The following is a 13,701-nucleotide window of genomic DNA, read 5'->3' on the forward strand; positions in this document are numbered from 1 at the left end:
TCGCCCGACGTGTCAGTCCTCTTGTCTGACATGCCAATTCGCCCCACTGACACGTCAGTCCTGAGCAGAAGGGAGGGTGGCCGTGGATGAGAACGAGCACCCACGCGAACGACGGATTCAACTGTCCGTCCGGGTCGCCGCAGTGTCTGCGATGGCTGCCTGGGTTGGGCAAGGGCTCCTGTCCGTCCTAACAGGTTGTTGAAACATCCCCTACCCCCTTTGGGCCGGGCTCTCCTCCTCCAGTCACGGCTCCGCCCCGCTTGAGGGAACTACCGTCCTGCCGTCAGCACTCCATGGCCGCCAGCAGACAGTCACTCCCGCCGCGCCCCCAAGGGGCACACCTCTTCCGCCCCTCACAGCCCTCCGTGCCCCCTGCCCTGCACTCGCCGCACAGCGGGCCTTCTCTCCAGGGTTTCGCGCTGGGCCCATGGTGCCCGTCAGTGCAGCCACGACCCGATGGGTAGCCCTCGCACTGGGACCAGCGGCAAGGCCTCGGCGGGCAGCCCAAGATGCCCAAGCACGTCCTTCACCCCAGTGCCCTTCGACACCACAATCACGCGCCGGAGCCCCCGCAGCCCGGACAGCGGAAGACGTCAAAGTCGAAGGCCCTCTTGAGAAGACCTGCTCAGTCCAACCGGGGCACGCGCTGCTTCCTTGGCGCCGCGCCACGACGGAGCGCAGCGGGAGGGCACTCCCCTTCAGCGAGGACGCTGCGCCTCGAGAAGCCGCTCACGGAAGGACGCGATGTGCTTCCTGGGGCCGCCCAGCTGCTCGGCCCGCTCCAGGAACGAGAGGGCGCGTGTGGGGTTGGGCGGCTCTCCCACCGCCTCGGCAATGCCGCCGTAGAAATACGGATGCCACGTCGTCGCCCCCAGCGCGATGGCCCTCTGTGCAGCGCGGCGGGTCGAGGGGATATCGTCCAGGTGGAAGGCGACGTCGGTGAGGTTCGACCAGATGTCCACGCGATCGCCGCCATAGCGCTTCAGCTCGCCATAGAGGCGCTGCATTTCGGCACGGCGGGGCGCGTCCAGCGTGCGTTCCTGGCGGACGAGGGCCTGCAGCAGCGCGAGTTGGTTGGTGGTGGTGACCTCCAGGGCGAGGGCCTTGCGGAAGTCCCCCTTCTCGAAGAAGACCAGACCCATGCGCCGCTGGACGATGGGGACGGCCGGAGCGCAGCGGGAGAGGGCCGCCACTCCCAGGTGTGTGCCGGGCCCTGGCTGCCCGTCAGTGCACCCACCCCTCTTCAGGCGGGCCTCGCGCCGGGGGCATGTTCTCGCCAACCCTTACAAGGACAAGGTGAAGGTCACTTTCTTCCACGGAGCCAGGCTCCCAGACACCAAGGGGCTCTTCAACGCGGGGCTCGGAGGGGGCAAGTGGTGGGCGTTCGACCTTCGAGAGGGCTGGCATGGGGCCGTCTCGAATGAGGGTGTTCTGTCAGGGCGCGCCTCGAGGTTCATCGGGCTCCCTGGGGAACTGCTTGGCGCCATGCGGAAGAATGACGCCAGGAAGCATGCGGGAGGTCCAGATGTGGATGGCCTGGCCAAGATCGAGCGGTTCGTCGAGCGAGCCGCCCTTGATGTTGAGCGTACCGATGGCACCGCGGCGCTGATGCCAGAGCCTGGAGCCGCACTCGGGACAGAAGGCGCAGTCCAGCGTGTTCCCCGTATCTGTAACCCGGGACCAGAACCTGGGCGTTCCCCGCGTGAGATGCAATGCCGTTCGCGGCACCACGCAGGAGATGCCAAAGGCCGACGCGGACTGTTTGCGGCACTCGGCGCAATGGCAGACGTAGCACCGCAGCGGGCCATGCGACAGCTCATAACGGATTGCACCGCACTGGCAGCCGCCGCGAAGGGGGTTCATTTCTGTCGACATGGTTTGCACGCCCGCGCACTCGACGACGTCTGCTGCCGCGTCCAGGCGGCGGCGACATGGTAGGGCCGCTCCACGCTATCCATGGCGCCGCCTCACCTCCGCGACCGAACCCGCCACCAGTTTCTCGAGCACCCGCCTATCGAGGTCGGCGAGCCGCTTGAAGTACAGACAGGACTTGCCGATCTTGTGCGGCCCGAGTCGGGCCAGCAGGGACTGCTGCCGGTCCTGCTCTGCCGTCACGTAGATCACCAGCTCTCGGCCACGGATCGCGAAACCCACCAGGGGCGCCTCGCCGGAACGTCCGCTTTCGTAGGTGTACCGGTAAGCGCCGAAGCCCACGATGCTGGGGCCCCACATCCTTGGTGGCTCCTGCGTGACCTCCTCAAGCAGGGCGATCAACGCCCGGCCGTCGGCCCGTTGCTGCTCGCTGCCCCGTTCGGCGAGGTATTCGTCCACACTGGCGCCAGTGAACTTCGTCTTGTTCTCGGTCATCAGAGCAGTCCGTGTTCGTGAGCCGTGGCTTCGCTCAACATAGGTCGACGTACTCGGTAGCGGGAAGTCCGGATCCGCGAACGCGCCAATAGGAATCGCGACCTGGGGTGGCCCTCGTGCCGGGGCCCACCTCGCACACGCCGTGGGGGCAAGCCCAGGTGCTCCAGAATCGCCCGCACCCCGGGGAGCCCCTTCATGTTGCCCGCTGCCTCAGGCCCCGCGCTCGCCTCCTCCGCACCGCTTGAGGGAGCGGCGACCGTGTTCGCAGGGTGGTGACGCTGGACTCGATGCACAGCGACGACTTCACGAAGATGCAGCAGAAAGGCTTCACGAGCCAGCTCACGAAGCTGGACTCTCGCTTCGCGTGAATCGAATGCCGCGGCGAGCGAGCATCGCTCGCCGTCAGGCACTCGCGCGAACGAGCGGTGTGCAGCGGGCGAGCCCGTTCGTGAACGCTGGCCGAAGCAGCGCGAGCGCCGGTAGCACGGGAGAACACGAGCCTGGCGGGCAAGAACCATCCCAACACCACCTCATCTACCGCCTCGGCCTGAGCTTCCGCAGGTGTCCTCGCCCAACCTGTGCGTCCCTGATTCCCCCTCGCATCACAGAGCCCCACGTCGAGCCCCCTCGAAGCGTGGGCTCAATAGGAGTCAGAAAAGCGGTCCTTCGATGTCCACCTTCAGCTCACCGCGGTTGGCGGCGACGATGAGTTGCCTGACGAGGGCCTCTCGCTCGGCGGGCCTGAGCTGGGACATGAGCGCCTGGAGCCGACTCCGGTCCTCCGCCGACCACGAGCGCCGCGCGAGACCACTCAGGATGACGTGCTCCGCCTCGCCATACTCAGGGCTGGGATTCGCGGTTGCCGCCTCGTCGGAGGGCTCCTCCTCCTTCTGAGAGGCGGGCTCCTCGGTCGCAGCAGGAACGAGCCCCACCGGAGGAGGGGGGGCCATCGATGCAGCACGCAGTTCCTCGCGCACAACGGCGCGGATGGCATCGACGTCGATGGCTGCCCTCGACGACTCCGTGAGGGGAGCACCGGCTGATGGTATCTGGGCCCGCACAACGGGAGCAGCGGGAGGCGCGAGCGCAAGCCACATCCCGCCTGCGCCCACGAGGATTCCCGCCGAGGCGGCCAGGACCAGACGGAGGCTCATGTGGATTCCTACGGGAGGTTGTAGGTGAAGTTGCCCCGGTTTCGTGGCTCTCCCGCACTTCGTGTGGTTCCCCTCGAAGGCGAAAGGGAGACACGGCGAGCTGCCGACCAGACTCATCCAGCAGGGAAGTCTGGTCGTGGGTCTGTCGTCATCCACGCCCCACTGACGCGCCCCTCGGTGAGCGAGCGGCAGAACGGCCATTCGCGCAGCTTCCTCCTCCGGACACCCGCCACACAAAGTGCGGGAGAGCCGCGGAACCGGGGCAACTTCAGCGGGCTGGAGAGCGTCTCTCCCTGCAGCTCCCGGCCGCCCAGACAGCGCGATGCCGAAGGCTGGTTTCGGAGCTACGGTCACTGAGTTCCATGCAACCGAGCCACGCGAGAATGGCGCCCTCCATGGGCTCAACGAAACTGAAGTAACCCCACTGCGCGCTTCCTTCGCCGCCATTGAGCCCCCCGGCACCATCAACCTGCCGAAGAACCACGACTGCCCGCTGGCCGTCTGGTGCGCACTGGCCTGGTCAGCGATGCGCCGACTGGGGGCGCGGCGAGCTCTTACGAGCAGCCCGGAAGAAGTGTTCGACGGAGCCATTCGTTCCGCAGCATCATCGGGCATGCCCCTCATCCCATCGTCCGCTTCCTATGCATTACCCCGTCTGGCCTTGTTTCGCCGCGGCTGCAGCCTTGCCACCCTGCTCGTGTTGACTGCTTGTGGCTCCGAGAAGCCTTCGCCGCCCAGGTGCGCGGGGGCCAACCCGGACGCCTCTCCTTCCTCCTCCGAGTCGGGTGCTTCGCCGCTCTGCGAAAGCCCGCGCTGGGAGACCGTCGAGCAACAGGGAGACCTCCCGCCCGCGCGCTGGGAGGCCAGTGCCTCGTTCGCTCGCACGAGCGATGCATCGGCCATCATCTACCGCTTCGGCGGCCAGAGCGGGAACTTCCCGAACGACTTCACCGTCAACGACTTCCATGCCTTCGACATCGCTACGGCCACCTGGAGGAAACTGGCCTCGCCGCCGCCCCCCTCCGCACGCGCCGAGACCCTGATGATTCCCGGTCCGTGCGACGGCTGCGTGAGCATCGTGGGAGGGCGGGGCCGGTTCCGGACTGGCTCGGACTTGATGTTCCCCGAGATGTGGACCTACCACGTCCAGCGCCAGCACTGGGAGCAGGTCTCCTCCGAGAGCCTGGGAGACCCGTTCGCAGTGCGCCGCTCCTCCGCCCTGGTAGTGGAAGTGCCGCGGGCGGGCCAGCCCGGCAAGAAGACCTATTATGCGTTTGGCGGCTTGGGCAACACGCTTCCACGGTTCGCCACGACGTCCACCGGTCTTCGCAACGATGTCGCCATCCATGACGAGGACACGGGCTGGAGGCTCGTCACAACAGCCGGTGAGAAGCCCGCGCCTCGCGCCTGGGCCGCCGGCGGGTACGATCCGGACAACCACTCGCTGCTCGTCTTCGGTGGCTACCGCCTCGGAGTGGATCAAGGCCCCGAGACGCCGGCCGAGGAACTCTTCGGTCCGACGAACTACGAGAACGACCTCTGGTCGCTGAGCCTCGAGACGCTCACGTGGACCCGGCTCCAGCCGGCGGGCCCCCTGCCTTCGCCGCGAGACAACGCGGTGGCATTCTTCGACACCGCCCATGGCGGGCTGGCAGTCATCGGTGGGCAGCGCTTCGACGGCCTCTCCAGCGAGCTGTGGTTCTACTCAGTGAAGGACAACCGATGGACTGAGGTGGCCCTCCACTCCGGCTCTCCCATCCCCCCGGGCCGCGTCGGAGGCATCTCCTTCGTGCGGGAGACGCCCACCGCCTACGAGCTGTACCTGAACGGAGGGGCCACGTCCGACGGCGGCGCGAGCGAGTTCCTCGACGATCTCTGGAAGCTGATCTGGCCGAAGAGCTGAGTGAGTGTCACCCTGTGCCTACCCAAAATTCGGTCGCTGCGTCATGAGTGCGTCAAGGCTGCGTCAAAACGCGCGTCATGACGGTGAGCGATGCGCACGACGAGCCGCCAGGCTCTCTCTCCTGCTTGATAGAGGTCGGAATTACGCCCGGACGAGACGTCGCAACGCCTCTCGGCCTGCCTGTGGGATAACACACCCTGCCGTGCACCTCACACCTCTCGGGCGCATCCTTACCGAGCGACAGGTGCGTCCGGCTCGCATTTCTGCCACGGACACTGTGCCGCATTCGGCGCCTCGCGAATCCCCAAATGGGTAAGCGTGGCGCGAACGCCCTCGGAGTAGAGCTTGTCCCTATCTCGGTGCAAGTACCTCGGAGCGCCGGCCCAGGGAGAGGCCTCTCGCAACTGCTGCTTCGTCCATTCCTCCGTCGGGTGCGCTGCCACATTGAGGTGGAGGATTCGCCTGCTCCGGTGACTCACAACAACAAATCCCAACAGCATTCCAAACGTCGCAATCGGAATGACAAAGAAGTCCACCCCTGCGGACTCCGCCAGATGCAAGCGCAAGAAGTTCCGCCATGTTGGTGATGGCTTCGGCGCTCCCCTCCCTGACCTGGGCGTGTAACGAGCGACCGTTGTCTGGCCTACCTCCCTCCCCAGCTTCAGCAACTCTTCGTGAATGCGTGGGGCCCCCCCTTGTCGGGTTGGCTTCGGCCATGCGCCGAATCAACGCGCGCAGTTCCGGAGTTACCCGAGGCCGCCCCGCCCGACTCCGGGACTTCCAGCGCCAGAAGAGCCGAAAGCCCATCCGATGCCACTTCACGACTGTCGCCGGCTGCACCAGGCACATTGGCCTCCGCCCCCCGGCCAGAGGCGTTGGAGAACAACCCAGAAGAGGCGGTCGCCCCGGGCAAGCCGCGGGGATGGACGCTTCTCACGGAAGACCGCGAGCTGCTGGCAAAGAGAGCCAGGTTCTCCAGCACCAACTCCGAACGGCTCCGCAGGGGCGAGCGTATCGCCTCAACAAGCGCCTTTTCTGTCAGTGAGCGAGGCGCGCACGGCCAATGCGACAACTTCCCTGACACAGAGGGCGAGGCTGCACAGTCCTCAGATGAACGCCACGCGTGTCGGACGGGTGAACGCACGGCTTCGCGTTGTTGGACCCACGCAGCGAGTGTGAGAAACCTTGCCCCATGGCGGACCTGCGCAAGTCAGACGCGACCGTTTCCGAGGGGCTGGACCGCCGTCGATTCCTGACGTGGGTCATGGCCTCTCCCACGTTGATGATTGCCGCCCGGCTGGGGCTCGACGTGCCCGAGGCCGATGCGGCGGACCGCCCGGAAGAGGCGACAACGGCGCTGAGCCTCTATCTCGCTGTCCAGGCGGATGGGCGCGTCGTCACCACCCTGCCTCGCACGGAGATGGGCCAGGGCATCACCACCGCCGTGGCCATGCTCGTCGCCGAGGAACTCGACATGGCGCTCGACCGGGTCGACGTGCGCAGCGCCGACGCGGACCCCCGCTGGGTCATCCAGCTCACCGGCCTGTCGTCGACGATGCGCTTCCTCACGGGCCCCCTTCGCGCCGCAGCGGCGGAGGCCCGGGCACGGCTGGTCACTGCCGCGGCGCTGCGCTGGCGCGTCCTGGCCCACACCCTCGCCACCTCGCACGGCGTGGTGAGCGCACCCGACGGGCGGCGGGCCGGCTATGGTGAGCTGGCGGAGGACGCCACTCGCGTGCTGCTCCCCGCGGTCTCCAGCCAGCCCAGGCCCGTGAGCCGGTTCAAGCTGGTGGGCCAGCCCACCGGACGCATCGACGCGAGGGACATCGTCACGGGCGCCACGCGCTATGCCCTGGACCTGGACATCCCCGAGGCGCTGCCGACGGTGGTGGCCCGGCCCCCAACGCTGCGCGGCACCGTCCAGTCCGTCGACGATGCCTCGGCGCGGACGATGCCCGGCGTGGTGGAAGTGGTGCCACTGGGCACTGGCGTGGCGGTGGTGGCCCGGACCTTCGGACAGGCGCTCGCGGCGCGCGCGGCGCTGCGCATCACCTGGACGCCCGGCCCTGCCAGCGCGCTGTCGGACGCGGACATCCGGACCCGCCTGCGCGACGGCATCGGCCCAAGGCCCCTGCCGCCGCTGTTCACCGCACGGACGATTGAGGGACGCTTCGACTTCCCCTACCTGGCGCACGCGACCATGGAGACGCAGAGCTGCCTGGCCCGCGTGCAAGGTGGGCAGGCGGAGGTCTGGCTGGGGGCGCAGGACCCCAAATACGCGCAGCGCGAGGTGGCCCGGGCGCTCGGCTGGGAGCTCACGCCGTGGCGAGTGACGGTGCACATCGTTCGGGCCGGTGGCGGCTTCGGCCGCAGGTTCTTCACCGAGGCCGCGGTGGAGGCCGCGCTCGTCTCACGGGCCATCGGCAGACCGGTGAAGTTGATGTGGAGCCGCGACGATGACATGCGCCACGGCCACTTCCGCCCCGCCAGCCACCACCGCATCCTCGCCTACCTGGGCCCGGGCGGGCGCGTCCTGGGCTGGCATCACCGCGCCGCCATTCCCACCGTGGAGTTCCCCCACGGCTTCGGTGACGCCCTCACCGCGCTGGCCGGCGAGGTCCTGCCCGAGGTGACCAGCGCGGTCTTCTTCGCGCTCTCCCAGAAGCTCCCATACGGATTCGGATGGGTGAGTCAGGAGCTGCGCGACGTGGCGATTCCGATTCCCACCGCGTCGTTCCGCTCGGTGTTCACCAGCCAGGTGGGCGTGTCCAACGAGGTCTTCGTCGACGAACTGGCCCGCGAGCTCCAGGTGGACCCCGTCACGCTGCGACGCGAGCGGCTCACTTCGAATCGCCTCAAGGCGGTGCTGGACAAGGTCGCCACGGAGGGACAGTGGGGCCGAAGCCTGCCACCCGGTGTCGCCCAGGGGGTCGCCGTCCTCGAGGAGTGGGACAGCGCCATCGCCCACCTCATCGAAGTCGACGTCACCGGAGGGACGCCTCGAGTGCTGCGCATCGTCATCGCCGCGGATGTCGGCCTGCCCATCAACCCCAAGGGCATCGAGGCCCAACTCCAGGGCGCGGCGGTGGACGCGATGTCCACCACGCTGAGCGCGGGAATCCACATCGACGCGGGCACCGTGCGCGAGGGCAGCTTCGCGGACTATCGCTGGATGCGCATGAAGCACGTCCCGTCCGACATCCAGGTGCACCTGGTCCGCTCGGATGACCGGGTGGGCGGCGTGGGCGAGCTCGGCTATCCCAGCGCAGCGGCGGCCCTGACCAACGCCATTGCCCGGGCGCGAGGCTCGATGCCCACCCGCTTTCCCATCCTCGACGAGGGAGTCTGAGCATGGCGGCACATCAGTTCATCCTCAATGGCCAGACGGTGTCAGTGGAGGCGCCCGAGGACCTGTCGCTGCTGTGGGTGCTGCGCGACGTGCTGGGCGTGACGGGCCCGAAGTACGGCTGCGGCGTGGGCGTGTGCGGCGCGTGCACCAGCCACCTGGACGGCGAGGCCTTCCGCCCCTGCATCCACCCGGTGGGTGGGCTGTCTGGCCGCGAGGTGGTCACCATCGAGGGCCTGGGCGCCCAGGGCCTGCATCCCGTGCAACAGGCGTGGATGGACGAGGACGTGGCCCAGTGCGGCTTCTGCCAGCCGGGGCAGATCATGGCCGCCGTGGCGCTGCTCAAGAAGAACGCCCAGCCCTCTGACGCGGACATCGACGCGGCGATGAGCGACAACATCTGCCGCTGTGGAACCTATGTCCGCATCCGGGCCGCCATCAAGCGCGCCGCCCTGCTGCTGCGAAGCGGCGCGGGCGGCAGGTGATACCGAGAAGGCCAGGGCGCCCACACGGATGTGCCCCGCCGAAAAGCCATGCGAGAGGCGCTCTCGACCCTGCAGCCGCAGGGCGCAGCGGCTGGGTTCGCGCACTGCGGCGCCCTGCCTCAATCGCGATGCACGCCGTGTCAGATATTGATGCGGGAGCTGACGGTGCGGATGTCCATCCCCAACGCGGAGAACTCGGCGGCGTGGGCGCGCAGGCACTCCACGAAGCGGGGATGCACGTCCGCCTCCTCGTTCGCCAGCAGGAAGCCGTAGCTCGTCTTCGAGAGCATCCACGAAATCCACAGCATCTCCGTGGCCTCCTCCGGAGGCGGCGCGACGTCATGGTCCGCCTCCGTCGACAGCGCGCCCGCCTTGCCCCAGCGCAGGCCCAGGCACGCATAGAGCACCTCGCCCGCGTCGTCCCATTGGAGGTTGTTGGCCCAGGCATGGCGGAACGTCGCGAAGTAGATGACGTACCGGCACAACTGCTTGAGCGCCTCCATCTCTCCGGGCTGGGGCGTGTCCGTCTGGGTCACCGCGCTGACGGCCTTGGCGTGGGTCGCGGCGACCTTCGCGTCCAGGTCCATGCGCTCGGAGCGCACGAACCACGGCGCCGCCTTTCCCGGCACCGTCGCGCGCAGGTAGCGGCATACGAAGGCGGGCGCCGAGTGCGCCACCAGGTCGTCCGAGAAGCGCCGCACCTCGCTCCACTGCGCCTCCAACGCCGCGCCGTGCTCCGCGAAGAAGGCATCCACGTGCTCCCCGACCAGCCGCCAGAACAGGCCCGCCGCGCGTGCGTAGCGGTGCGACTCGCAGATGGGCGGCGCGGGCGCGAAGCCCTTCCAGTCGTAGCTGCCCATCAGGTGCAACAGCCGCGTCTCCACGCTGCGCTCGGTGAGCGCGCTGGCGCGGGTGATGTAGCCGGTGGGTCCCACGAGGAAGCCGTTGGCGGAGTGGTTGATGAGGACCACCTCCCGCAGGTGCGGCATGAGCAGCCAGCGCAGCGGACTGCGGCGCAGATTGCGGTGCGCGGCGATGGCGTACTGCTCCACGTTGAAGTGGCACTGCCCCAGGTGGTTGCCCAGCTCCGTCTCCAGCGTCGCGCTCACCCGCGCCATCCGCTTGGCGGCCTCCCAGTCCTCGCCGTCCGCGGGCGTGTAGCTCCGCCGCGTCACAGGAGAGCCCGGCGCCGTCGCGCCCGGCTCGCGCATGCCCAGGATGATGCGCACCGGCAACAGCCGCCCCTCCACCAGCCGCAGCCGCACGTCCACGTCCGGCAGGCAGTGGACGCCGTCCTGCTCGTAGGCGTTCCACGGGAAGTAGAGCCGGAACGCCTCCGGGTCGCCGGGGGCCTCCGGGTCTCCATCCATGAGGGTGGAGAACATGCCGTTGAGCAGCCGCTCTCCGAAGAAGGCGTCGGTGCGCGTGGAGCCCGGCGACTCGCGCTCCATCCGCACCGTCATCGCCTCCGGATAGTCCGCCTGAATCCTGTCCAGGCTCGGCGCCTGTCCCAGCCGTCCCTGGAGCAGGTGGCGGCGCTTGACGAGCTCGATGGGCGCCACCGACTTCAGCATCGCCAGCGCGCGTCCCGGCGCGTAGGCCGTGGGCGGAGTCCCCTCCTCCGTGACAAGCAACCGGGCCAGCGGCGTCGTGGGGTCGTACTCCCAGTAAGGCAGCCGCAGCGTGCCGAAGTCGTAGTGGAGCCCACCATGGTCATCCGGCCCCTTCTCAGAGCCGATGCGGCGCCATGCCTCCACCACCCGCCCATCCGGGCGGAAGCTGTGCTGGGGCTCGAAGAAGCGAACCTCCAGGTCGGGCAGGTCATTCACGCCCGCGTCGGCCGGGTCATAGCGAATGGAAAAACATCCATCCGAGTCCGTGAACCCCTCCCCCAGGAAGTCATCCGGCGTGCCGAAGTCCCGGTCCCACAGCTCCACCTTGATGTGATGCAGGGGAATGGGGCCCTGGGGCCCGTCCTGCTCGAAGACCAGCCGCCCGACCGCGACGGCTGGCAGCGTGCTGGGCTCCCTCGCGGGACGGACAGCCCGGACGCGCGGTGCGAGCTCGCGGCTGATGGCCAGACGCTCCTCGAGCGCGAGCCCCGAGTACCACCGGGACAGCTCCTCCACGTCGAGCACCTCGTTGCTTCTGCTCTCGCGTCCTTTGCCCCCGAGAGCGCCCATCCATCGGCGCAGCCCTGCGAACATCATCCCCGTCCCCATGCCGCGGGCGCGCCCGTCCCAACGTCTGTCATCAGCTCCACCTCTCCGGGTCACACTCGCGCTCACGTCAGACGCTAGTTCAATGCGTTCCTGCGCTGAGCGACGCCGGCGTCATTCCCTGGGGAGGATACCATGGCTTGAGGTCCTACTTTTCTCGTTCTACGGTCTGCGCCCGCTACACAGAGGGTTCCATGACTGTCGAGTACAAACTCACGATTCGAACGGGCACGAAGCTCGGCGCGGGGACGGATGCGAACATCTCCATCGTCCTCGTGGGCACGCGAGGACAGAGCGCCCCCTGCGTGCTGGACAAGCACTTCCACAACGACTTCGAGGCGGGTGCGGAGGACGAATACGCCCTCTCCGCCGAGGACCTCGGTGACCTGGTCCTGTTGCGCTTCAGCAACGCGGGCGGCGTGGCTTCCGACTGGCTGCTCGACTGGGCAACCGTCACGGCCGGAGAGAAGCAGTGGCGCTTCCCTCTCTACCGGTGGGTGCTGGGTGGCACCACGGTCGACGTGCTGGAGGGGAGCGCGAAGCTCGCTTGCCAGGCAGGCAGCGAGCGCGAGTCCACGGCGCGGCGCGAGCTGCTCGAAGCCCGCCAGCGGATGTACCCGTGGCGCGCGCCTGAGATGACCGAGGGGCTTCCCGGCGCGCTCGACCTCAGCGAGGGGAGGCCCCTGCCGAAGGACGAGCTCTACCGGGGCCTGACGGAGGGCAGCTACGAAGTGGTCATCGCCAAGACGCTGGCGGCCATCAAGCTGAACCTGCCCATGCTGACCCGCGCCTGGAACGGGCTGGTGGACATCTTCGACTTCTTCAAGCACCTGGAGGTGCCCCAGCTCGCCCAGCGCTGGAAGGACGACCTCGAGTTCGCGCGACAGGCCATCCAGGGCATCGCCCCCCTCCACATCACGCTCATCCCCAGTCTGCCGGAGGGCATGCCGCTCACCGACGACGACGTCCGGGGCCTCTTGTCGCCCGGCACCACGCTGGCCAGGGCGCTCGACACCAAGCGCATCTTCCTGCTCGACTTCGAAATCCTCGACGACATCAGGATGTACCGGAAGGTCGGCGAGGACGGCGTCGAGGAGCGGCGCTGGGCCCCCGCGGCGCGCTGCCTGCTGTACCTGGATGACCAGCATCAACTGCGGCCCCTGGCCATCCAGCTCGGACGCGACGCCCAGAAGGACCCCGTCTTCACGCCGAACGACGACGCGTACGACTGGCTCGCCGCGAAAATCTACCTCCGGTGCAGCGAGGGCAACGCGCACCAGATGGTGACGCACGCGCTGCGCACACACTTCGTGGCGGAGCCGTTCGTCGTGGCGACGATGCGCAACCTGCCGGACCCGCACCCCGTCTACAAGCTGCTGCGGCGGCACTTCCGCTACACGCTCGCCATCAACGAGGGCGCACGCAAGGGCCTGCTCGACGCGGGCGGGGTGTTCGACGACTTCATCGCGACGGGCGGCCCCGACAAGGGCCACCTCCAACTGGGCAAGAAGGGCTTCCAGCGCTGGACGCTGGCGGACAACAAGCCCCGTCAGGACCTCGAGCGCCGGGGGGTGCTGGACCCGGCCGTGCTCCCCAACTACCCGTACCGCGACGACGCCCTGCCCTTGTGGGACGCGCTCGAGGAGTACGTCGGCGGCGTCCTCAGGCACTTCTACCGGACCGATGCCGACCTCGAGGCCGACACCGAGATGCAGCAATGGTGGAAGGACCTCACCGAGCGCGGGCTGCCCGTGGACAAGCTGCCCTGCCGGGAGCTGCGCCGCGTCGACGACCTGGTCGACATCCTCACCACCGTCGTCTTCACGGTCAGCGTGCAGCATGCGGCGGTGAACTACCTGCAATACGAGCACTACGCCTTCGTACCGAATGCGCCCCTGAGCATGCGCCGGGAGCCCCCCCGGCAGAAGGGGACGCTGCGTGCCGAGGACATCCCCGAGATGATTCCCACCAAGTCCCAGATGCTCTGGCAGGTCGCCATCGGCCGGGCGCTCTCCAGCTTCGGAGACGACGAGGAGTACCTGCTGCACGAGGGCGGCTGGCGCGAGGAGTACTTCCACGAGCCGGAGCTGGTGGCCATCCGCCAGCGGTTCCAGGAGCGCCTGCGTGCCCAGCGCGAGGCGGTGGAGGCGCGCAACGCGGGCGCCGAGGTGCCCTACACCGTCCTGCGTCCCGACCGGATTCCCTGCGGCATCACCGTCTGAGCCCC

9 protein-coding genes are annotated in these 13,701 nt (G+C 68.2%); 4 read left to right on the forward strand and 5 right to left on the reverse strand.

Annotated features, from left to right (window positions below; genetic code table 11):
- Positions 1–698: 698 nt before the first annotated feature.
- The 4 genes from FMP39_RS03780 to FMP39_RS37325 all read right to left on the reverse strand — a co-directional run bounded on the left by FMP39_RS03780 (position 699) and on the right by FMP39_RS37325 (position 3,521).
- Positions 699–1,142: a hypothetical protein gene (locus tag FMP39_RS03780; protein WP_141588644.1), complete on the reverse strand. Its 444-nt coding sequence runs from the start codon at positions 1,140–1,142 to the stop codon at positions 699–701.
- A gap of 292 nt (positions 1,143–1,434) precedes the next feature.
- Positions 1,435–1,875: a GFA family protein gene (locus FMP39_RS03785; protein WP_228557659.1), complete on the reverse strand. Its 441-nt coding sequence runs from the start codon at positions 1,873–1,875 to the stop codon at positions 1,435–1,437.
- Positions 1,876–1,950: 75 nt separating this feature from the next.
- Positions 1,951–2,367, reverse strand: a complete 417-nt coding sequence (locus FMP39_RS03790) for a DUF1801 domain-containing protein (protein ID WP_194858224.1) — start codon at positions 2,365–2,367, stop codon at positions 1,951–1,953.
- A 650-nt stretch (positions 2,368–3,017) separates the two neighbouring features.
- Positions 3,018–3,521 (reverse strand): hypothetical protein, encoded by a 504-nt coding sequence (locus tag FMP39_RS37325; protein ID WP_194858225.1) that lies wholly within the window; start codon positions 3,519–3,521, stop codon positions 3,018–3,020.
- Positions 3,522–4,218: 697 nt separating this feature from the next.
- Here FMP39_RS37325 and FMP39_RS03805 point away from each other — a divergent pair.
- The 3 genes from FMP39_RS03805 (at position 4,219) to FMP39_RS03815 (ending at position 9,255) form a co-directional block, all read left to right on the forward strand.
- Entirely contained in the window at positions 4,219–5,424 is a 1,206-nt protein-coding gene (locus tag FMP39_RS03805; protein WP_194858226.1) for a kelch repeat-containing protein, read from the forward strand.
- A 1,192-nt stretch (positions 5,425–6,616) separates the two neighbouring features.
- Positions 6,617–8,773: a xanthine dehydrogenase family protein molybdopterin-binding subunit gene (locus tag FMP39_RS03810; protein WP_141588649.1), complete on the forward strand. Its 2,157-nt coding sequence runs from the start codon at positions 6,617–6,619 to the stop codon at positions 8,771–8,773.
- A 2-nt stretch (positions 8,774–8,775) separates the two neighbouring features.
- Positions 8,776–9,255: a (2Fe-2S)-binding protein gene (locus tag FMP39_RS03815; RefSeq protein ID WP_141588650.1), complete on the forward strand. Its 480-nt coding sequence runs from the start codon at positions 8,776–8,778 to the stop codon at positions 9,253–9,255.
- Between the two features lie 140 nt (positions 9,256–9,395).
- Here the strand turns inward: FMP39_RS03815 and FMP39_RS03820 are convergent, their stop codons facing one another.
- The gene (locus FMP39_RS03820) at positions 9,396–11,393 is read right to left on the reverse strand and encodes a lipoxygenase family protein (RefSeq protein ID WP_228557628.1); all 1,998 of its coding nucleotides are present in this window, start codon (positions 11,391–11,393) and stop codon (positions 9,396–9,398) included.
- Between the two features lie 275 nt (positions 11,394–11,668).
- On the opposite strand from FMP39_RS03820, the gene FMP39_RS03825 reads away from it, so the two are divergent.
- Positions 11,669–13,696 (forward strand): lipoxygenase family protein, encoded by a 2,028-nt coding sequence (locus FMP39_RS03825; protein ID WP_141588652.1) that lies wholly within the window; start codon positions 11,669–11,671, stop codon positions 13,694–13,696.
- The last annotated feature ends 5 nt before the right edge of the window (positions 13,697–13,701 follow it).

Source organism: Myxococcus sp. AB056, assembly GCF_006547365.1.
GTDB classification, from domain to species: Bacteria; Myxococcota; Myxococcia; order Myxococcales; family Myxococcaceae; genus Myxococcus; species Myxococcus virescens.